Genomic DNA, 21,916 nt, shown 5'->3' with positions numbered 1-21,916 from the left:
CGCTCTGGTTATTGTGGGCTGCCGGTCACGCGGGCCCGAGCAATATCCCCTTTATTGACTACTTTTTTACTGGCGTAATGCTGATCGATACTATTTTTTAATGCGATAAGTAAGCCCATACCAATAAATGCGCCTGGCGGGAGTATCGCCAGTAAAAAATGACTATCGCTTTGAAATAACTGTAAATGTAAGCCGCTAGCCCAACTGCCTAATAATAAATCAGCCCCGGCAAATAAACTGCCTTGACCTAAGATTTCACGTAGAGCGCCTAACACCAGTAACACCAATAAAAAACCTAACCCCATCATCAGTGCATCTAGCGCTGAGGGCAGTACTGCATTTTTTGAAGCAAAGGCTTCTGCCCGGCCAATAATGGCGCAGTTGGTGACAATCAGCGGAATAAAAATACCCAAAGATTGATACAAACCAAAGGTAAACGCATTCATCAGCAATTGCACGGCAGTTACAAAGGTGGCGATAATCATCACAAAAATCGGGATACGAATTTCATTAGGCACGTGGCTACGGATTGACGACACCACGATATTCGAGCCGAGTAACACTAACAAGGTTGCCAAGCCTAAACCCAGCGCATTGATCACGGTGTTGGTCACCGCGAGTAACGGGCAAAGCCCCAATAATTGCACTAAGCCAGGGTTGTTTTTCCATAATCCTTGTAGCGTCAGTTCTTTAAATAGGCTCATGGGGTTAACTCACAATTTGTGGCGGCACGGGCCAGTTCAGGGTGCTGCTGCACATAGCTAGCGGCCCGATACACGGCGTTAATCACGGCGCGCGGCGTAATGGTTGCACCCGTAAATTGATCAAAATCGCCGCCATCTTTTTTAACGGCCCAGTGCTTAGCCTCAGCAGGTGTGGCGGCTTTGCCACTGAAACTGTAGATCCAGTTACTGCGTCTGGTTTCAATTTTATCACCTAAGCCCGGTGTTTCCTGATGGTTTAAAACGCGCGTACCTAGCACGGTACCGGTTGGGCTAATCGCAACAATAAGCTCAATATTACCGCTGTAACCGTCTGGAGCGGTGACATCAAGCACATAGGCACGAAGTTGGTCATCTTCTTGCCAACGATACACGCGCTGCGCCTTACCGCCAAGCTCGTCTGGTGCATTAACCAGCGTACAATTGGCCAACAATGCCCGCGTTTGCTGTACTTCAGGTAACACTTCACTGAGGATCGCCAGCTGGCTTAAGCGACGCTGCTCGGCAATTTTGGGCTGCGTTAATAAATGTAAACTGCCTAAAATGACCACACAAATAACCGCAACCAGCGCTAGGGCTATGGCATTTTTACTGACCATACGGATCATTTGGTTGCTCCTTTGGCTTTGTGGCCATAAGTACGCGGACGAGTGTAATAGTCGATCAGCGGCACACACATATTGGCCAGTAACACCGCGAAAGCAACCGCATCAGGATAACCGCCAAAGCTGCGGATTAAATAAATTAATAGGCCAATTAACGCCCCGTACCATAAACGCCCCCGATCGGTGGTAGAGGCCGACACAGGATCGGTGGCGATAAAAAAGGCGGCTAACATGGTGCCACCGCTAAATAAATGAAACAGCGGGCTGGCAAAAGCATCCGGTGAAGCTAACCAACTCAGCATAGTCAACACAAACAAGCTGGCCAGAACTGCCACCGGAATGCGCCACGTAATGACTTTTTGCTGGAGTAAAAATAAGCCTCCGGCGAGGTAGGCTAAATTGACCCATAACCAGCCTGAGCCGGCAAAGCTTAAATAAACTGGGCTTTGCCAGCTTTCGGTTAAGGTTAAGCCTTGAGCCAGATCAGTACGTAGGGTATCCAGTGGTGTGGCTAGGGTGATGCCATCCACGCTAAGTTGCATCTGGCTTAAACTAAAGCCACCGCAGCTAAATTGGGTAAAGATGGTACAAATGGCATCTAATGGGCTAATGGTTACCGATTGTAAGGGCAATGGCGGTAGCCACTGTGTCATCTGTACCGGGAAGGATATTAATAACATGACATAGGCTGCCATGGCCGGATTAAACAGATTATGCCCTAAACCGCCATACAGCTGTTTGACCATGATGATGGCAAAAGCGGTGCCAATAACAATTAACCACCAAGGCGCAAAAGGTGGGATAGCCACAGCGAGCAACACGGCTGTCACTAAAGCACTGTGATCCATTAAGCGCGGTCTGATGGCTTTGTGGCGCAAGCTTAATATCATTGCCTCTGCCAACCAGGCGGTCGCAATCGCCAACACCAATTGCACGAGCACACCATAACCAAAAAACACGGCTTGTACGGCGATCCCCGGAATACAGGCAATCGCCACCAACTGCATTAAGCTGGCCGTACTACGTCGATTGTGATGATGCGGCGAACTGGCAATTTTAAAACTCATGCAGAGTCACCTTTTGTTTTCGCTAATTCAGCCTGGGCCTTCTCGTCGTGCTCAGAGGCAGACCTCGTATCGGCAGCGGCTTGTTGTTTACGGGCTTTAGCGCGTGCTAAAGCGGCGGCAACCGCGGCTTTACGCGGGTCGTCTTGGCTTGGCGCCTTATCTGCTGCAGCCTCGCTGCTAGCGGCTGCCTCACCATTGTTTTCTGTAGCATGGTTTTGTTCAGCTTCCGCGGCCTGCTGCTGTTTACGTGCTTTGGCGCGTGCTAAAGCGGCGGCAACGGCAGCTTTACGCGGGTCGTCATGGCTTGACGCCTTATCTGCTGCAGCCTCGCTGCTAGCGGCGGCCTCACCATTGTTGTCTAAAGCGCTGTTTTGTTCAGCTTCCGCGCCCTGCTGCTGTTTACGTGCTTTGGCGCGTGCTAAAGCGGCGGCAACGGCAGCTTTACGCGGGTCGTCATGGCTTGACGCCTTATCTGCTGCAGCCTCGCTGCTAGCGGCGGCCTCACCATTGTTGTCTAAAGCGCTGTTTTGTTCAGCTTCCGCGCCTTGCTGTTGTTTACGTGCTTTAGCCCGAGCTAAAGCGGCAGCAACCGCGGCTTTACGCGGATCATCTTGGCTTGGTGCCTTATCAGCATGGTTTTGTGTGGCTTGGCTGTCAGTTACCGCTGGTGCGCTTGCACGATTCTGTGCAGTCTGAGCAGGCTCAGTGGTATGTTGTTGTTGCCGTGCTTTGGCTCGCGCAATAGCCGCTGCGACTGCGGCTTGGCGTGGATCGGTGGACGTGGCGTCGAGATTTTGGCTTGTTGACTGACTTTGCGCGCCAGACTCGGCATCGGTATGTGTTGCCGCGGCTTGTTGAGCTTGGTACGCGCGCGCTTGTTGTTTTTTCACTTCGCGTTCAGCCACGATATCCGCATGCGAACGCTGTGCTGTTTCGGTAGCGTTTTGCTGTTTGGCTTTAATGCGCTCAAGTGCTGCGGCAACCGTATTGCTGCCGGCATTTTGTTGTTGAGACTGTTGCCGTGCCGCAGCCAGCTGTTGATTTTTAGCCAGGCGTGCTTGTTTTTCCGCCTCCAGCCTGGCATTGCGTGCTTCAAAACGCGCTTTTGCTTGTTCGGCTTTTAGTGCTTCGCGCTGCTGCTCACGGATCTCGGCTTTGGCAATACGGTAATACTGCACCAACGGGATTTCACTGGGACAGACGTAAGCGCAGGCACCGCATTCAATACAATCGGCCAGATTATACTCTTTGAGTTTGTCATGATCTTTGGCTTTGCTATACCACAGCAATTGTTGTGGTAATAAGGTGGCGGGGCAAGCATCAGCACAAGCGCTACAACGTATGCAATCTAGTTCTGGCCCTGCGTTGGGTAATTCGGTATGGCTGGGCGCTAAAATGCAGTTAGTGGTTTTTACAACGGGCACGGCTAAGTCGGGTAGGGTAAAACCCATCATCGGCCCGCCCATAATCACTTTTTGTTCCAATTCGGCCTGATAACCACAAAAATCTAATAAGGCCGCAACAGGTGTGCCGATTAACGCCTGCACATTTTGTGGCCGCTGCAAGGTTTCCCCGGTGACGGTAACAATACGCGAAATTAACGGATGATCGTCTAACACCGCTTGCGCGATAGCAAAGGCGGTGCCGATATTCTGCATCACAATACCGATGTCGGCAGGGCGACGGCCCGCTGGCACTTCTTTGTTAGTCAGTAATTGGATCAGTTGCTTTTCACCGCCGGAGGGGTACTTAACCGGCACTTCTCGAACATAGTAATGTTCGCGTTGGCTACATGCCGCGCGCATACCGGCTGCCGCAATCGGCTTATCGGCTTCAATACCAATTAATACGGCTTTAGGATTGAGCAGCTTGCACAGAATATCAATGCCTTTGACGATGGTCGTTGGCGCTTCTTGCATCAGGGCATCATCAGCGGTGATATAGGGTTCGCATTCAACGGCGTTGATAATTAAATAATCGACCGGTTGGTGCAAGCCCGCTTTAATATGGGTGGGGAAGCCCGCACCGCCCATACCAGCAATACCGCTGTCTTGAATGCGCTCTAAAAGGGTCTGGGTGTCCGCTGTGGCAAAGTTCAGCGGCTCTCGCTCACGCCACTCTTCTAAGCCATCTGGCTCAATGACGATGACGCTTTCAGGTAAGGCCGATGGATGTGGGCTGGTGTGATCGGTAATGGCGATAATCATTCCCGAAGTCGGCGCGTGCACGGGCACCGTCATGGAGTTATTGGCAGCGGTGAGCGCTTGGCCTTTGAGCACGCGTTCACCCACCTCCACCAGCAATTGACCCGCAACACCAATATGTTGGCGCAGTGGAATGTACAGGCGCTCGGGAAGCGACATGCTGATGATCGGCTTTTCGCTGGTTACCGCTTTACGCCTGGGGGGATGCACACCACCATGAAAGTCCCATAGCGCGCCGGCTTGAATTTGTTTAAATAAACTTGGCACCGTTGGGTTACTCCACCACTTTTACCGGGATTGCCTGTAAATCCCATTTCCAGCGCTCAGCGGTCACCGGAACAGGGATCATATCAATACAATCAACCGGGCAAGGTTCAACACACAGATCACAGCCCGTACATTCATCAACCAGTACGGTATGCATTAATTTTGACGCGCCAACAATGGCATCGACGGGGCAGGCTTGAATACATTTGGTACAGCCAATGCACTCATCTTCGCGAATAAAGGCCACACGTTTTACCGCAGGCTCTTGCGCGGCATTTAACGGTTTCGCTTCAACGCCCATCAGCTCGGACAGTTTTTTTATAGTGGCATCGCCACCCGGTGGGCATTTGTTAATGTCATCGCCATTTGCAATCGCTTCAGCATAGGGGCGACAGCCAGGATAGCCACATTGACCACACTGCGTTTGCGGTAAAATGTCATCTATTTGCTCGACCAAGGGGTCGCTTTCCACTTTAAAGCGGATAGCCGAATAGCCGAGTAAAGCACCGAACAATAACGCCAGTACACCCAGTGCGATGAGTGCGGTAATAATGGTCATACCGACTTCACCAAGCCACTAAAGCCCATAAAGGCCAGCGACATTAAACCTGCGGTGATCATCGCAATGGCCGCCCCCTTAAAAGGTACCGGCACATCGGCTGCGGCTAAACGCTCACGCATAGCGGCAAATAAGATCAACACTAACGAAAAGCCTGCGGCAGCGCCAAAGCCATATAATGCGGAATTAATAAAATTATGCCGTGCATTAACATTTAATAAAGCCACACCTAATACCGCACAGTTAGTGGTGATCAGCGGTAAAAAGATGCCCAATAACCGATATAAATTAGGGCTCGTTTTGTGCACGACCATTTCGGTAAATTGCACGACCACGGCAATCACCAAAATAAAGCTCAGGGTTCGTAAATACAACAGATCTAACGGCGCGAGTATATAGCTGTCAACAAGATAGCTACTGATAGAAGCCAGTGTCAGTACAAAGGTGGTCGCTAAAGACATACCGATGGCGGTTTCTAACTTGCCCGACACGCCCATAAAGGGGCAGAGCCCAAGAAATTTAACCAGGACAAAGTTATTGACCAATACTGTACTTACAAGGAGTAATAAAAATTCAGTCATAGGGTTACGTTATAGGGTTCTCAGCGCGTATTATGCCGTTAGCCTGTATGGCATACAACCTGATAAAAGTAAGGGCTTTTGCTATGCAGAAGCCCTTAACTGTAAAACTATGCTGGCAGCCGCGACACGGCATGGGGTATTACATGGGGCTAGGTTTGCCGATGTAATAGCCTTGGTTGCCATCAATAAACAACGATTCCAGCATGTGTTTTTCTTCCTGCGTTTCAACGCTTTCAGCAAACACACCCACACCAATGCGGTGTGCCAAATCGATCATTAACCGCATAAAATACTGATTGTTTTTATCTTCATTGATATGGCGGGTGTAGCTGCCATCCATTTTCACATAATCGGGTTTTAAATCGCGGAAGAATTTAAATGAGGTAATACCTACACCAAATTTCTCAACGGTAATACGTGAACCAGCACGATGTAACATGTCGATAAAACGTTTACTGGTTTTCAGATTTTGTTGTAAGCCAAATTCGCTGACTTCAAACACCAATTTAGCGGCAATATTGGCATCTTTTAGCAAGCGCCGTTCTAACCAGATAACAAATTGATCATCATGCACACTGCGTGGCGAGAGATTTATACCAAAATACTGGTCATGCATGCTTTTGGTTTTGATCATTGTCAAAGAGGTTTCAACAATTAAGCGGTCAATGGCAATAATTTTGTCCAGTTTCTCTGCCATGGCTAAGAAAGAAGCCGTAGGCAGCGTTTGCTCTTCATGCGTCTTAAAGCGCACCAAAATTTCGGAATAGGCTTTAGCTGCGCGCGAAGACGGCATGATATGTTGAACTAATAACACTAACCGATTATTTGCGATCACATCGTCAATCACATTACGCCAATTTTGATTGCCGTAACTGTTACCCGCACTGTCTAAGCCACTGCTTTCTTTTTGTAAGTGCCAGGCATTCGGCTGTTTAGTTTGCGCTAAACTGATAGCGGTATCGGCACTGGCCAATAACTCACCTAAGGCTTTGCCATTTTCATAGCTCACTAAACCGGTGTAAGCCACCGAGTCAAGTTCAGACAGTTTTTGAAACTCATTAAAGCGGCTTTGTAATTGCAGGGCAAAGTTTTCTGCTTCTTTAGGGGTCACTTTGGGCATTAAAATACCAAAGTCAGAACCATTTAAACGGAATAACTTGCTATCGCGATAGGTTGCTATTACCCGTTTAAGAATTTCTGCCACTTCTTTAATGTATTGATCACCCTCATGGAAGCCACGGGTTTGGTTAATGCTTTGTAATTCGGTACAGCGGGTAATACCAAAAATACCATAGTTGGCTTGGCTGGTATTATTAAAATGCTCTTCATAATTTTGTACAAAGCGATTACGGTTCGGCAGGCCTGTCACCGTATCTTTATAGGCTTCTTCTGCAATCAGTTGGGCATCGGCTTTCATTTTTTCAGCTTGTTGCGAGGTATATTGCGCTAACTTACGTAATGAAATACTGATTTCAGAAAATTCAGCGGGGAGTTGACTGTTTTCTGCTTTTGTTTGTTTATTGTCTGATAAGAACGCTTCGATGGTCTCATTAACCACTCTCGAGATACGACGATATTTGCGTTGTAAACTATTTTTGATAATGAGCACTGGCAACATAAACAGAATAAAAGGGCTGGCAACCAGCACGAATAAAAAATATTGCATGCCTTTTAAGGTGGCGCGGTGATCTAACTCATAACGCACCAGCACGTCTTGTTGTTCATCTTTAATGGTCACGGTATCGTCTGCTTTACCGGCTAGCGCCAACAGCTGACTAATAAAGCTGGTTTGATAAGCATTATTGCTTTGTTCATATAAAATGGTGCCATCTAAACGTCTGACTTGCAGGCTTTTTAACTTAAAGCTGCGGTCCAGTTGACGGCTTAATGATTTACCATCTGCGGTAACATGGGTTGCGATAGTTTGTTCTATGGCAAGTTTGGCCGTATTTTCTTCTAAAATGAGTAGGTTCTTGCCGTAATAGAGGAAACCGACCAGCAAGACAATAACTAGCAGAGTCGCAGAGACTAACTGTGCTGTAAGTAACGTTCGAAAGTTTTTCATCATTCCCAGACCACCAATCAATATTGCATCCATTATAAAAGCGCAAATGTGGCTTTTATCACGCAACTCACTGTGCCTATTAAAGCAAAAAAATCTTTATAAATAAATAAATAACACGCAAATGTCAGATTATAAAACACAGGGGGTAAAAGGAGTATAACAGAAAATTGTGGCTCCCCAGACTGGACTCGAACCAGTGACCTACGGATTAACAGTCCGCCGCTCTAACCAACTGAGCTACTAGGGAACAAAAAGATGTGCAGAGATTTGGCTCCCCAGACTGGACTCGAACCAGTGACCTACGGATTAACAGTCCGCCGCTCTAACCAACTGAGCTACTAGGGAAGGGTGATACATTCGTTGAAGTTGCTGTTGGCTCCCCAGACTGGACTCGAACCAGTGACCTACGGATTAACAGTCCGCCGCTCTAACCAACTGAGCTACTAGGGAACAGCATTCAACGGGGCGCAATACTAATGCCACCTTAGGAGACTGTCAACACTTTGCAGAGCTGATTTTTACAGAAGTGGTTTACTTGCATATAGTTTCGCCAAAATGCACATTTTCAGTACGAATCAACGAACGATGACTGGTCATTCAGATGGCAATGACCGCAACACCATAGCCAATAAGCCTTGTGTAGAGTTATCCACTAAAGCTGTGGATAACTCTGTGAATGATTGGTTGCTTAATCGAGCAAAGCCTTGTCATTGCTTAATTTCATCGTGGTCAATAGCTTTGCGATAAAAATCTTTTTTGTTAAATTTCAGTGGTTTATGATTTTTTATGCAGATTGTGCTTTTTCAGTGCAGTTTTTGTTTACTGTCTGTCCGATCCGCTTGCCATTGTGCACTGTTTTTGTGAGTTTCAGGTCATTTATGCCACTTAACCGGTAATTTGGCTTATTCGACGACGAGCATGGTGCTGACTCGCGCTTTTCTCTACAATAGAGGCTGACTTTTCTGACATCGTAAGAAGCAGTTATCTTTGATGAGCACGAATCCACTGTTAACAGCCAGCATGGCTCCCTTATTAAAACGTCTGACTTGGCCAGTGATGGGCGGGATGTTGACGCTAATGAGTTTTAACCTGGTCGATACCTTTTTTATTAGCTTACTGGGAACTCAACAGCTGGCGGCAATCAGTTTTACCTTTCCGGTTACCTTTACCTTAATCAGTTTAGCGATTGGTTTAAGCATTGGTACTTCGGCCATTATTGCCAAAGCACTGGGGGCAGGGCATACCGACACGGCGCGGGCCGACAGTTTAGCGGCATTATGGCTGTCGGCGATTTTAGTCAGTATTCTCGCCTTGCTGGGCTATCTGTTGTTAGAGCCGCTGTTTTTTTTGTTGGGGGCGACGCCAGAGATCTTTGCTTACATTGAACGCTACATGCTGATTTGGCTGGCGGGGTCGATTTTATTAGTGACACCGATGGTCGGCAATGCCATTTTACGCGCGGCCGGTGATACAAAGATCCCCAGTTTAGTGATGGCCGGCAGCGGTGTGATTAATGCCATTTTGGATCCGATCCTGATTTTTGGTATTGGCCCTATTCCTGCTATGGGGATCAGTGGGGCTGCTATTGCGACGGTCATCTCTTGGTTAGCCGGCTTTGTGTTTATTTTATATTGGCTCAGTGTTAAGCGCGGTTTATTAACGGCTTGGATATTACCTTGGGGATTGTTTCGTCAGATCTGTCGTAAAATTTTGCATATTGGTCTACCGGCTGCTGGCGCCAACATGCTGACGCCGGTGGCGATGGCGGTTCTCACGGCGATTATGGCAACTTATGGTCCAGAAGCCGTTGCGGCCTTTGGCGTGGGGGCACGGATTGAAAGTATCGCTTCGTTAGTGGTGTTGGCGTTATCGATGACCCTGCCGCCGGTGATTAGCCAAAACTTTGGGGCATCGCGTTTTGATCGTGTCAAAGAGGCTTATCAGTTATGTTGTCGCTTTGTGATGTTTTGGCAAGCCGGTATTTATCTTATCTTAGCGCTACTGGCTTATCCGATTGCCGCTATGTTCACGGATAATCCGCAAGTCGCCAGTTATTTACGTTGGTTTATCTGGCTGATGCCTTTGGCTTATGGCTTACAAGGCATCATCATTTTAACCAATTCTTCTTTTAATGCGTTGCATTTACCGGCGAAAGCCGTAGTACTTAGCGTGATCCGTTTGTTTGTTTGCTATGTACCCCTTGCTTGGCTTGGCGGCGTTATGTTTGGCGTGGTCGGCATTTTTATCGGATGCATTCTTGCTAATTTGCTCACGGCTGCCGTGGCTTATTATTGGTTTAACCGAGTGCAGCAACGCTATTTGTAATAGGAAACACCATGTCACGTGCTTTTGAACTGGTATCAGATTATCAACCGGCTGGCGATCAACCTGGCGCGATCGAAAAGTTGGTCAGCGGCTTAGAAAGTGGCCTAGCGCATCAAACGTTATTAGGTGTCACCGGCTCAGGTAAAACCTTTACGATGGCCAATGTGATTGCTCAAGTGGGCCGACCGACGCTGATTATGGCGCACAATAAAACACTCGCCGCGCAGCTTTACGGCGAGATGAAAGCGTTTTTCCCGCATAATGCCGTCGAATATTTTGTTTCTTATTATGATTATTATCAGCCTGAAGCCTATGTACCCTCGACGGATACCTTTATTGAAAAAGATGCGTCGATAAATGAGCATATCGAGCAAATGCGCCTGTCTGCGACCAAAGCGCTGATGGAGCGTCGTGATGTGGTGATTATCGCGTCGGTGTCGGCCATTTATGGTTTGGGCGATCCGCAGTCTTATATGCAAATGCTGTTGCATTTAAAGCAAGGCGATATTATTGACCAGCGCTTTATTTTACGGCGCTTGGCCGAACTGCAATACAGCCGAAACGATCTGGCCTTTGAGCGTGCCACTTATCGGGTACGCGGTGATGTGATTGATGTGTTTCCGGCAGAGTCGGAAGAGATTGCTGTTCGTATCGAATTATTTGATGAAGAAATTGAACGCATCAGTTTATTCGACCCGCTCACCGGTGCGGTGGAAAAAATTGTCACGCGCTATACCATCTATCCTAAAACGCACTATGTCACACCCAGAGAGACGATTCTAAAAGCCGTAGAGCAAATCAAGGTTGACCTTGCTGAGCGTCGTCAGCAGTTACTCAGTGCCAATAAACTGGTTGAAGAGCAGCGCTTAGCGCAGCGCACGCAGTTTGATATCGAAATGATGATTGAATTAGGCTATTGCTCGGGTATTGAAAACTATTCGCGCTATTTATCCGGCCGTGGTGATGGTGCACCACCACCGACCTTACTGGAATATTTTCCAGACGATGGTTTAATGTTTATTGACGAGTCGCACGTCACTATTTCGCAAATTGGCGCGATGTATAAGGGCGACCGGTCACGGAAAGAAAACTTGGTTAACTATGGTTTTCGCTTACCTTCTGCTTTAGATAACCGGCCGCTGAAGTTCGAAGAGTTTGAAATGATCGCACCGCAGCGCATCTATGTTTCGGCCACACCGGCGGCTTATGAGTTAGAACACTCTCATGGCGAAGTAATTGAGCAGGTGGTGCGGCCAACGGGCTTGGTTGATCCGATTATTGAAATTCGCCCCGTCGCGACGCAAGTTGATGATTTAATGTCGGAAGCGATGCAGCGCGCTGCGCGACAAGAGCGGGTGCTGGTGACAACCCTGACCAAAAAGATGGCGGAAGATCTTACCGAGTACTTAAGTGAACATGGTATTCGTGTGCGTTATTTACACTCTGATATCGATACCGTCGAGCGCATGGAAATTATTCGTGATTTACGCTTAGGGATCTTCGATGTTTTGGTGGGCATCAACTTGCTGCGAGAAGGTCTGGATATTCCTGAGGTGTCATTAGTGGCCATTCTTGATGCAGATAAAGAAGGTTTTTTACGCTCAGAGCGCTCATTAATTCAAACCATTGGTCGTGCGGCGCGAAACTTAGCAGGTCGGGCGATTTTATATGCTGATCGCATTACCAATTCTATGCGCAAAGCGATTGATGAAACGGATCGTCGTCGCGATAAACAACTTGCCTTTAACGCTGAGCATGGTATTTCGCCCAAGGCGATTCTGAAGAAAGTAGCCGATGTGATGGATCTGGGGCAATCGCCACAAACCAAAAATATTGTATTGCGCCAAGTAGCTGAAACGAAAGCTTTCTTTAAAGGCAAAACGCCTTATCAAATGCAGGCTGAAATTAAACAGCTGGAACAAAAGATGCTGCAACATGCCCGGGATCTCGAGTTTGAACAAGCGGCAGCGCTGCGTGATCAGGTGCATAAAATCAAACAGCGCTTGCTTGAGTTACCAGAAAGCTAAACCCTTGCGTCTGTCGCTTTCCTTAACGGCGCTTACACTTTTAAGCGCCAATCATCCCAGGCTTGCTGCGCCAGGCGTTCTTGAAAAGCGGGCGCCGCGATGTCAATCAGCGCCTTGGCACGTTCAGTTAAACTTTTACCGCGAAGCTGAGCAATACCGTATTCGGTGACAATATAGTTAACATGAGCGCGGGTGGTAACCACTCCCGCACCGGGGGCCAATACACTGCTGATGCGTGATACTGTGCCGCCCGCTGCGGTAGCGGGTAGAGCGATAATCGCGCGCCCCCCTTCGGATAAACTCGCGCCACGCACAAAATCCATTTGCCCGCCCACGCCAGAGTAAATTTTGGTGCCCAGCGAATCGGCACACACTTGACCGCTTAAATCGACTTGTAAAGCGCTATTAATCGCGACCACTTGCGGGTTTTGCCGAATAACCGCGGTATCGTTAGTGTACTCGACATCTAAAAAGACCACTTCGGGGTTGTCATCCACATAGTCGTACAAGGCTTGAGAGCCCATTGCAAAGGTAGTAACAATTTTACCGCGATGTTTGCGTTTACGCTGATTATTAATGACGCCCGTTTGGATAAGCGGTAGCACCCCATCGGAAAACATTTCGGTATGAATACCTAAATGCTGATGTTGGCCTAAACAGGCTAGGGTGGCATCGGGTATGGCGCCAATACCCAGTTGTAAACAATCGCCGTCGCGGATCAAGCTGGCGACATGTTGGCCAATTTGCTGGGTAATGGCATCCAGCGGCACGGGCAAATGTTGCGGTAGCGGGGCGCTGTGCTCAACATAACGGTCAAATCGACTCAGATGCACAAAAGAGTCACCGTGGGTTCTGGGCATTAACGGATTGATCCAGGCGATCACGCGTTTGGCCATTTGTAGGGCGGCACGCGTTGCTTCTACCGAGATCCCTAAACTGCAGTAGCCATGTTTATCTGGCGGAGAAACCTGGATCAACACCGCATCAAGCGGTTGTTCGCCGCTTCGAAATAATTTGGGAATTTCAGATAAAAATATTGGGACATAATCGGCTAAGCCACATTGCACGGCCTGGCGAGTACTGCTCCCCACAAAAAAAGCCCGCTGACGTAAATGACCGCTCAGTTCCGGTGCGCACAATACTTCGCTGTGCTCGGTATGTAATTGTAATAAGGTAAGATTGCGCCGGGATAACGCCACTGTGGCTAAAGCGTGTAATAAAAAATAGGGTGTTGCCGCCATCGACTGACACCAAATAGTATCGTTATCTTGCAAAATACTGAGGGCCTGTTCGGCGGTGGTGACGCGCATCGAGAACTCCGTTGGCTGAAAACTGCTCACTGCGCTGGCGTGTGCTGGGTTACATCCCTGAGTTGCGTGAGTATGCGCCAGTGCAGAGCAAAGAGGCCATTAACTTAGCACGGGATCACATCCACCGCGACCTGTAATTGATGGGCGCCACTGCCTTGCACTACGCCTTTTAATGGCACCACATCGGCATAATCACGACCAAAAGCCAAGGTCAGATGTTGCTGGCACGGCAATACGTTATTGGTCGGATCAAAATCAATCCAGCCGAGCTCTGGATCAAACACCGCAAACCACGCATGTGAGGCGTCTGCGCCTTGCAATCGTGCTTGTCCAGGTGGTGGTTGTGTTTCGAGATAACCACTGACATAGCGACAAGGGATGCCATTTGCCCGCAGGCAACTGATGGCTAACTGGGCAAAATCTTGGCAAACGCCGCGCCGATGTTGTAGCACCTCGGTAAGGGGGGTGACAACGGTAGTAAAGCCCGCCGTGTAGATAAAATTCTCAAAGATATACTGGTTTAAACATTCTACTAATTGCAACAGGGTTTGCTTAGGGGCGCGTAACGGCGGTAACAGCGCGGCGGTTTCAGTTAAAAACGGAGCGAGCTTACTGGCTTGGCAAAACAGTTTGGCTTGCATGGCCGCGGCTGACAGGTTGCTATTTAAATAATGTTGTAGCTGTGGCATGTCCACACCGCTGCCGCTGTCGAGTAAGGCACTGTTGTGGCGCGGTAACACCTCAACTAAGGCTTCACTGCATACTTTTAGTTGTTGATGGGGGGGCTGTAAATGAATTAAATGTCGGGTATTACCAAAGTAATCTTGATATTGGCTGATGTGTCCCAGATCGGGCGTTAAACGGACACTGGCCTGGCTAACGTGTTGATAGGGTAATTGCCGCGGCATTAAACACGCGAGGTTGTAACTGTTCGCTACAGCATGTTCGTATTGATATTCGGTAAGGTGCTTAAGCTGGTAATTCATGACATGGACCAAGGACTGCTTCGATGCGCATGGGTAAAGTAACACAGCGATAATTCATTCGACAGTTGCCGTAACAAATACTGTAACTGGCCAAGCTGCGCGTGCAAGGTTAAACAAGACGGATAATTAGCATCTAATTGTTGGGTACTGACTTGTTCTAATAGTTGGCTGAGCTCCGTGGTCAGCACGGGTAAATGCTGCCGATCCGCACTGTTTAATTCCGGTAAGGCTCGCGTTTGTCGATGTAATCGACTGATTTGATAGCCGACAGAGCGCGGTGTCGTAGTATCGAGTAGCAGTAAGTCTAAAATTGCCATCGGGTTGAGCTCTGAGCGGTAGCGCCGTCGATAGGTCATCAACGTATCGGCCATGCGTAATAAGGCTTCCATCACGCCGGCAGAGGGTAAATCTTGGCTGTAAATACGCTGCAACAATAAACTGGTTTGTAACGCGCGCTCGAGGTGCTGGCCAATATCCATAAAACGCAATGCTTGGGTGCGACTCATCGTTTCGTTATTCAGGCCATAAATCGCGGTTTGTAGTAATACCATCTCATCTAATAGATAAATAATGGTCATGGGCTGCTGTAAGTCTGGCGTTTGCGGCCATTGATAGACGGTGGCTTGTAACTTATCGAGTAACAGCCAGGTATCTTCACTAAAGTACTCACGCACAGATTGCGCGTTGTAAATCAAATTTTTCAGTAAGCCGATGACACTCAGCGGATTATCTGGTGAGAACAGTTGCGCCAGTGCAACACTAATGGGCTCATTGGCTTGGCGCGGAGGGCTGCCATTAGCCAACAAACAAAAATCGATAAAGCAATAGAGCTGTTGTTCAGTTTGATTGGTTTGAGTAGGGTGCAATAACGGCAGCGCCACCCGCAGTGCCCGAATTAATAAGTTTAAACGCTCGTTATAACGACCTAACCAAAATAAATGCTCAGCGACGCGACTGGGCAGCAAGCCCGCTTCACGTGATAACGGCATTGAGTTGTAGCTCGGTTGCAGTAAAGATTCTGTGGGTTGATCCACGCCCAGCACCCAGACATCCTTACTTAACTCTGAGCCATCTTGGGCAATAACCGGTAATTGAATTTGACTCAGCTCGCCTAAACGCGCAAAACCGCCAGGCAGCAGCAGCGGGGCTTGATTCGATTGGTACAAACTAAAGGTTCTAAGCACCGCGGGCAATTGCCATGTTGGGTTTTGCTGATCATAGCAAGGCTGCATGTGTAACGACAATTTTTGCCGCGCAATAAAATCGGCAGGGCGCTGCAATAAGGCGCAGGTGTTATCTGCCGCATATTGCTGCTGCGCGGATAGGTCATGCAGTAAAAATTGCTCCGGGTTTTTTAGCACCTGCTGCAAGGGTTGCGCTTCTTTGCACCAATACGCTTGCACGGTATTGAGCAACAGCGGCTGTTGCCAGAAATAATCGGCTGCGGCCGTTAAAAACGGTAACAAAATACCGCTATCCAATAACGCGGTGCCGGGAGGGTTGGCACAAAACAGTTGCTGTTGCCGAATACTGTGTAACAGCCCGGCTACGCCAGCACCTTCACTGTCAAGTTCCAGCGGATCGGTTAAACGATCATCTAAAAAGCGCATCAAGGCACTGACCGGTTGCAAACCGCTGAGTGTTTTTAACCAGATGCGTTGTTCGCTAAACATCAGATCGGCACCATGCACCAAAGCTAAATCTAGATAGTTGGCTAAAAAGGCTTGCTCAAAGTAGGCTTCATCGCGCGCGCCATGAGTTAAGATAGCCGCAATGCCATTGCCTTGTTGTTGTAAAAAGAAACGTAGCTGCCGAAAAAAACCAGACAGATGAGCTTTAGCGCGCAGTTGTTGCAGCTCAGGAATACTCTGCTTTAATGCTAAACGATGTTCTAGTGCAAAACCTAAGCCAGCAGGGGCCTTACAGCTGTCGGCAAAGGCGCAAATCTGACCATGATGATCAAAGCCTAAATCGGTTGCCAGTAGCGGTAGCCATTGTTCAGGTTGCTGCACTAAGCTGGCACTTTCAAACAGAAACTGCGGGTTGGAAAACAGGAGTTCTGCGGGAATAATCCCGCTTTGTACTAACTGCTGCGGCCCATACAGATCTTGCAGGATCAAGGCGAGTAATTGATGGCGCTGCGCGATACCAGCCTGCACCTGTTGCCAATCTGCCGTACTGATTAACCACGGATACAAATCAAGTTTGCGCCCTGGTTTTTGCCAACGATCAAAGTTTGCGCCATTTTCGCGTAGCTGATGTTGAATATCATCATACCAACGGCTACGCAGCGCTAAAGGAAACTTAGCAAACCACGCCAAAAGCTGTTCGGTTGAGCTTGGCGGTGCATTCACTGCTGGCACGGCTACTCCTGCAAGCGCGATGGCGCTAGGCGGTTAATGGTTGCTGCTCAGCTGTGGCGATATTGAGCAGAACCTGATGCGAGTCAATAATGCCGGTTTGGATCTGGTCAATCAGTTGATGCAACTGTACAGTACTTAACTCGGTAACCGCTTGCTCGGTGATCAAATGCTGTAATTGATGCACTTGCTGCAAGATGGCCGGGCTATTCGGTAAGGCTTTGCCTGAGGCCGCAATGCGGTGCAGACAATAACTTACTGAGCGTGGAAAATCGGCATAGCATAACAGATAATCAATGGCATCGGCAGCCGCCCCAGCCAGATTATTGGCGATATAATATTGATAGGATTCCGCTCCGCCCAAGGCATTTAGAATGGAGATCCAACGAAAACGTGGCCGTTTTAACTGCGTGGGTTGTAAGGTTTGCAGCACCATCACGTCCATGATCCGCGTCACCATATCCGCACGCTCTAAATGACGACCAATAGTAAAGAGATCAAAAGCATCACCGCGTAACATTACGCTATCTAAGGTGCCAATGACCATCTGACAGCGGCGACTGATTTCGGTCATCAATTGATAGCGCTGCTGGCGACTGAACGTTTCCACACATTGCTGCTGGACGAAACTGTCGAGTTTATTCAGCTCTTCCCACATATCACGCGGCAATAATTGTCGAATTGTTCGGGCGTTATAACGTAACTGACTGCAGGCATTACGGATAGAAACGGGGCTGTCGATATTGCTGATCAGGTGTTGCATCACCGCTTGTTCAATTTGCGCTAATTGTTGCCGATTTTGATGCTCTAAGCCATAACTGGCCAGTACCTTCGCACTGTCTTGTCCCATTACCTCGAGTAACACCGGCCAGCCAAACTCAGTATCTTTATGGCTGTCGATCAGTAAGTGGCTGGTGGCATTGACTAAACGAGCAGTATCGTCGAGCCGTTCTAAATAACGGCCTAACCAAAATATATTTTCTACGGATCTTGCTAACATTGCTTAGCCCTCATCATTGATGATCCAGGTGTCTTTACTACCGCCACCTTGTGAAGAATTAACGACCAAAGAGCCCCTGGTCAGTGCGACACGGCTTAAACCGCCAGTGGAGCAATACAAATCGGCACCTTGTAAGATAAAGGGGCGAAGATCTAAATGGCGTGGTTCTAACATCCCCTCACAAAGCGTTGGTGCTGTTGACAGGTTGAGTGTGGGCTGGGCAATAAAATTACGTGGGTTGGTTTTAATGGCCATGGCCATCTCATCGCGCTCGCTTTGGCTGGCACGAGGGCCAATTAAAATACCGTAACCGCCAGACTCGTTTGCGGGTTTCACCACCAGTTTATCTAAATTGGCTAACACAAAGCTGCGTTGCAAGGGATCTTGGCACAAGTAGGTTTCGACATTTTGTAGCAGCGGCTCTTCACCCAGATAATACTGAATAATCTTCGGCACGAACGAATAAATCACTTTATCATCGGCCACCCCTGAACCCGGTGCATTGGCAATGGCCACCAAGCCTTTGCGCCAAACGGCAATCAATCCTGGGATCCCCAACACGGAATCGGGCCTAAAGGCTTGCGGATCGATAAAAATGTCATCGATTCGACGGTAGATCACATCAACTTGGCGTTTGCCACGCAGCGTTTTTAGCCAGACGCGGTCATCTTCAACAAATAAATCATGGTTTTCAGCCAACTCTACGCCCATTTGTTGTGCTAAAAAGCTGTGTTCAAAGTAAGCTGAGTTATAAATACCGGGCGTGAGTACCACGATGCAAGGCGGAACATGTTCTCCTCGTGGCGATAATGATGCCAGCATTTGCCACAATTGCGCGGGATAATCATCCACCGGCACAATAGTAGAGTCGGCGAACAATTCGGGAAACACGCGTTTCATCACGGTGCGGTTTTCCAGCATGTAAGACACCCCTGAGGGTACTCGTAGGTTATCTTCTAACACTAAAAATTGGCCATGCTCATCACGCACCAAATCGGTGCCACAAATGTTTGCCCAGACACCATGGATCGGTGATACGCCCTGACATGGTGCAAGAAAGTTTTTAGAGTCGAGTATTAATTCTGCCGGCACAATGCCTTGTTTGAGGATTTTCTGCTCGTTGTATAAATCATCAATAAACAGATTAAGTGCAGCTAAGCGTTGTTTTAAACCGGCGCTAGTGCGTTGCCATTCCGAGCTTGGAATGGTACGTGGGATCACATCTAATGGCCAAGCGCGGTCGATATTCGCCCCGTCTGCATACAAGGTAAAGCACACCCCCATATCGCTAATCGTTTGATTTAGTTGTAGTTGTCTTTTGCACAGTTCTAAATCACCATGTTTAGCAATAAAGCGGGCAATGGCAGAGGCGGGCGGTCTGGCACTTCCATCGGTAGCGACTAATTCATCAAAACAATTTTTTAAAAGGGGGTAGCGGCCCCCGGTAAAATTTTCCAGACTCATGCACAGCTCCTTGCACTTCTGAGCCGATAGCAACGGGCTATCGCTTTAGTTTGTACAAGAAGCATAGCAAAGCTTATGCCAGCGCGAGCACAAGTATAAAAAAAGCCCCGCGGTTTTCACCAGCGGGGCTTTTTATGCGCTTACAGCTTAGTTTTTAGCAGCAGCAGCTTTCTTTTCTTTTTCTTTAGCGATGACGGCTTCCGCTACGTTAGATGGACACGGTGAGTAGTGCGAGAACTCCATAGAGAACTGACCACGACCTGATGTCATCGTACGTAATGTACTGATGTAACCGAACATTTCTGACAATGGTACGTCAGCTTTGATACGAACGCCTGTTACACCCGCTTCTTGACCAGAGATCATGCCACGACGACGGTTTAAGTCACCGATAACATCACCTACGTGATCTTCCGGCGTGAACACGTCAACTTTCATGATTGGCTCAAGCAGTTGTGCGCCTGCTTTCGGGATTGACTGACGGAATGCACCTTTAGCCGCGATTTCAAACGCGATGGCTGATGAGTCAACGGCGTGGAAACCACCGTCGAATACTTCAACTTCTACGTCTAATACTGGGAAGCCCGCTAAAGTACCGGTAGACATCATAGAGGCAAAGCCTTTCTCGATGGCTGGCATAAATTCTTTTGGTACGCTACCACCTACTACAGTAGAAACGAACTTGAAGCCAGAGTTTTGCTCGCCCGGACGGATGCGGTAGTCGATTTTACCGTACTGACCTGAACCACCAGATTGCTTCTTGTGCGTGTAGCTATCTTCGATTTCACGGGTAATGGTTTCGCGGTAAGCAACCTGTGGTTGACCTACAACTAATTCAACACCGTAAGTACGCTTTAAGATGTCTACTTTGATATCTAAGTGTAATTCACCCATACCTTTTAGGATGGTTTCACCAGAATCAACATCGGTTTCAACACGGAACGTTGGATCTTCAGCAACCATCTTACCGATAGCGATACCCATCTTCTCAACTGAACCTTTATCTTTTGGTGTAACAGAGATAGAGATTACTGGCTCTGGGAATACCATTGGCTCAAGGGTACATGGGTGCTTCGGATCACACAGCGTGTGGCCTGTTTGCGTGTTGTTTTTCATACCAACGATAGCAATGATATCACCGGCTTGCGCAGTAGTCAGGTCAGTACGATCGTTTGCTTGCATCTCAACCATACGGCCGATACGCTCGGTTTTACCCGTGAATGAGTTAAGGATGGTGTCGCCTTTGTTCAATACGCCAGAGTAGATACGCACGAAAGTCAAGGCGCCAAAACGGTCATCCATGATTTTGAACGCTAACGCGCGGAATGGCTCATCTGGAGAGACGATAGCAGAATTACCCGTTTCGTTACCTTCTTCGTCAGTCAGTGGCTGAGGAATAACTTCAGTTGGTGACGGTAAGTAATCAACAACGGCGTCTAACAGTAATTGCATGCCTTTGTTTTTGAAAGCAGAACCACAGTAAGTTGGGAAGAAGGCTAAATCACGAGTACCTTTACGGATACAACGCTTAATGTCTTCTAATGAAGGCTGTTCGCCTTCCATGTAGGCCATTAACAGGTCATCGTCTTGCTCAACAGCAGTTTCGATTAACTGTTCACGATACATCGCAACGTCATCAGCCATGTCAGCTGGAATATCAGTAATGGTGTAGTTTTCTGGTAAACCCGTTTCATCCCAGATGTACGCTTTTTCAGTTAACAGGTCAACTACACCTTTAAAGGTGTCTTCGCGACCGATAGGTAACACCATGATTAATGGCTTAGCACCTAACACTTTCTTAACTTGTTCAGTTACGCGGATGAAATCAGCGCCGATACGGTCAAGCTTGTTAACGAAGATCAGACGTGATACTTCAGCGTCGTTAGCATAACGCCAGTTAGTTTCTGATTGCGGCTCAACACCACCAGAACCACAGAATACGCCAACACCGCCGTCTAATACTTTTAATGAACGATATACTTCAACAGTGAAGTCAACGTGTCCCGGGGTATCGATAACGTTGAAACGGTAGCCTTTCCAAAAACAGCTAACCGCTGCTGACTGGATAGTAATACCGCGCTCGGCTTCTTGTTCCATGAAGTCGGTAGTTGATTCACCTTCGTGAACTTCGCCTAACTTATGGATTTTACCGGTCAGTTTCAGGATACGTTCGGTAGTAGTGGTTTTGCCGGCATCAACGTGGGCGAAGATACCAATGTTTCTGTATAAGGATAAATCTGCTGACATAGTCATCTCTATAAGCTAGGGGTTTGAAAATAGTGCGACAATATACAGGATTTTTAAATGTTTTGCAGAAAAAATTATTGTCACCGGCTAATTTCTTTACTGATACTGTCAACTGACAGTTACAGAC

Annotated in this window: 15 protein-coding genes and 3 tRNA genes; 2 read left to right on the top strand and 16 right to left on the bottom strand. The window is 48.1% G+C overall.

What is annotated here, in order from left to right; all coding sequences use genetic code 11:
- Positions 1-8 precede the first annotated feature (8 nt).
- The 10 genes from LMJ53_RS00210 to LMJ53_RS00165 form a co-directional block, all read right to left on the bottom strand.
- A complete protein-coding gene (locus LMJ53_RS00210) occupies positions 9-704 on the bottom strand; it encodes an electron transport complex subunit E (RefSeq protein WP_229584244.1) in 696 nt (231 codons plus the stop codon).
- Positions 701-1,330: an electron transport complex subunit RsxG gene (gene rsxG, locus LMJ53_RS00205; protein ID WP_229584243.1), complete on the bottom strand. Its 630-nt coding sequence runs from the start codon at positions 1,328-1,330 to the stop codon at positions 701-703. Before rsxG ends, LMJ53_RS00210 begins: the two co-directional genes overlap by 4 nt.
- Entirely contained in the window at positions 1,327-2,394 is a 1,068-nt protein-coding gene (gene rsxD / locus LMJ53_RS00200; RefSeq protein ID WP_229584242.1) for an electron transport complex subunit RsxD, read from the bottom strand. Before rsxD ends, rsxG begins: the two co-directional genes overlap by 4 nt.
- Positions 2,391-4,865 carry an electron transport complex subunit RsxC gene (gene rsxC / locus LMJ53_RS00195; protein WP_229584241.1) on the bottom strand — a complete coding sequence of 825 codons (2,475 nt, stop codon included), beginning with the start codon at positions 4,863-4,865 and terminating at the stop codon, positions 2,391-2,393. The genes rsxD and rsxC overlap by 4 nt, the downstream gene beginning before the upstream one ends.
- A 7-nt stretch (positions 4,866-4,872) precedes the next feature.
- Positions 4,873-5,424, bottom strand: coding sequence for an electron transport complex subunit RsxB (gene rsxB, locus LMJ53_RS00190; RefSeq protein ID WP_226750050.1), 552 nt, complete (start codon positions 5,422-5,424; stop codon positions 4,873-4,875).
- Positions 5,421-6,005, bottom strand: coding sequence for an electron transport complex subunit RsxA (gene rsxA, locus LMJ53_RS00185; protein WP_229584240.1), 585 nt, complete (start codon positions 6,003-6,005; stop codon positions 5,421-5,423). Before rsxA ends, rsxB begins: the two co-directional genes overlap by 4 nt.
- Before the next feature lie 139 nt (positions 6,006-6,144).
- A complete protein-coding gene (locus LMJ53_RS00180) occupies positions 6,145-8,073 on the bottom strand; it encodes an EAL domain-containing protein (protein ID WP_229584239.1) in 1,929 nt (642 codons plus the stop codon).
- A gap of 167 nt (positions 8,074-8,240) precedes the next feature.
- A tRNA-Asn gene (locus LMJ53_RS00175) sits at positions 8,241-8,317 on the bottom strand.
- A 21-nt stretch (positions 8,318-8,338) separates the two neighbouring features.
- Positions 8,339-8,415, bottom strand: a tRNA-Asn gene (locus LMJ53_RS00170).
- A gap of 28 nt (positions 8,416-8,443) precedes the next feature.
- A tRNA-Asn gene (locus tag LMJ53_RS00165) sits at positions 8,444-8,520 on the bottom strand.
- A 540-nt stretch (positions 8,521-9,060) separates the two neighbouring features.
- On the opposite strand from LMJ53_RS00165, the gene LMJ53_RS00160 reads away from it, so the two are divergent.
- Positions 9,061-10,395: an MATE family efflux transporter gene (locus tag LMJ53_RS00160; RefSeq protein ID WP_229584238.1), complete on the top strand. Its 1,335-nt coding sequence runs from the start codon at positions 9,061-9,063 to the stop codon at positions 10,393-10,395.
- Positions 10,396-10,406: 11 nt separating this feature from the next.
- Positions 10,407-12,422, top strand: coding sequence for an excinuclease ABC subunit UvrB (uvrB, locus tag LMJ53_RS00155; RefSeq protein WP_229584237.1), 2,016 nt, complete (start codon positions 10,407-10,409; stop codon positions 12,420-12,422).
- Between the two features lie 32 nt (positions 12,423-12,454).
- Here uvrB and LMJ53_RS00150 read toward each other — a convergent pair whose 3' ends face one another.
- The 6 genes from LMJ53_RS00150 to fusA form a co-directional block, all read right to left on the bottom strand.
- Positions 12,455-13,732: an acetyl-CoA hydrolase/transferase family protein gene (locus LMJ53_RS00150; RefSeq protein WP_229584236.1), complete on the bottom strand. Its 1,278-nt coding sequence runs from the start codon at positions 13,730-13,732 to the stop codon at positions 12,455-12,457.
- A gap of 104 nt (positions 13,733-13,836) precedes the next feature.
- Positions 13,837-14,718, bottom strand: a complete 882-nt coding sequence (locus LMJ53_RS00145) for a transglutaminase family protein (protein WP_229584235.1) — start codon at positions 14,716-14,718, stop codon at positions 13,837-13,839.
- Positions 14,715-17,081, bottom strand: a complete 2,367-nt coding sequence (locus LMJ53_RS00140; RefSeq protein WP_229584234.1) for a circularly permuted type 2 ATP-grasp protein — start codon at positions 17,079-17,081, stop codon at positions 14,715-14,717. The genes LMJ53_RS00145 and LMJ53_RS00140 overlap by 4 nt, the downstream gene beginning before the upstream one ends.
- Positions 17,082-17,106: 25 nt before the next feature.
- Positions 17,107-18,078, bottom strand: coding sequence for an alpha-E domain-containing protein (locus tag LMJ53_RS00135; RefSeq protein ID WP_229584233.1), 972 nt, complete (start codon positions 18,076-18,078; stop codon positions 17,107-17,109).
- 3 nt (positions 18,079-18,081) lie between these two features.
- Positions 18,082-19,542: a circularly permuted type 2 ATP-grasp protein gene (locus tag LMJ53_RS00130; RefSeq protein WP_229584232.1), complete on the bottom strand. Its 1,461-nt coding sequence runs from the start codon at positions 19,540-19,542 to the stop codon at positions 18,082-18,084.
- Positions 19,543-19,689: 147 nt separating this feature from the next.
- Positions 19,690-21,795, bottom strand: coding sequence for an elongation factor G (gene fusA, locus LMJ53_RS00125; protein WP_420778835.1), 2,106 nt, complete (start codon positions 21,793-21,795; stop codon positions 19,690-19,692).
- Positions 21,796-21,916 lie beyond the last annotated feature (121 nt).

The organism is Rheinheimera sp. UJ51, from assembly GCF_020819615.1.
Classification (GTDB): Bacteria; Pseudomonadota; Gammaproteobacteria; order Enterobacterales; family Alteromonadaceae; genus Alishewanella; species Alishewanella maricola.
Note: the sequence above shows the minus strand (reverse complement) of the source record. Positions and strands in the feature narration are given on the sequence as shown.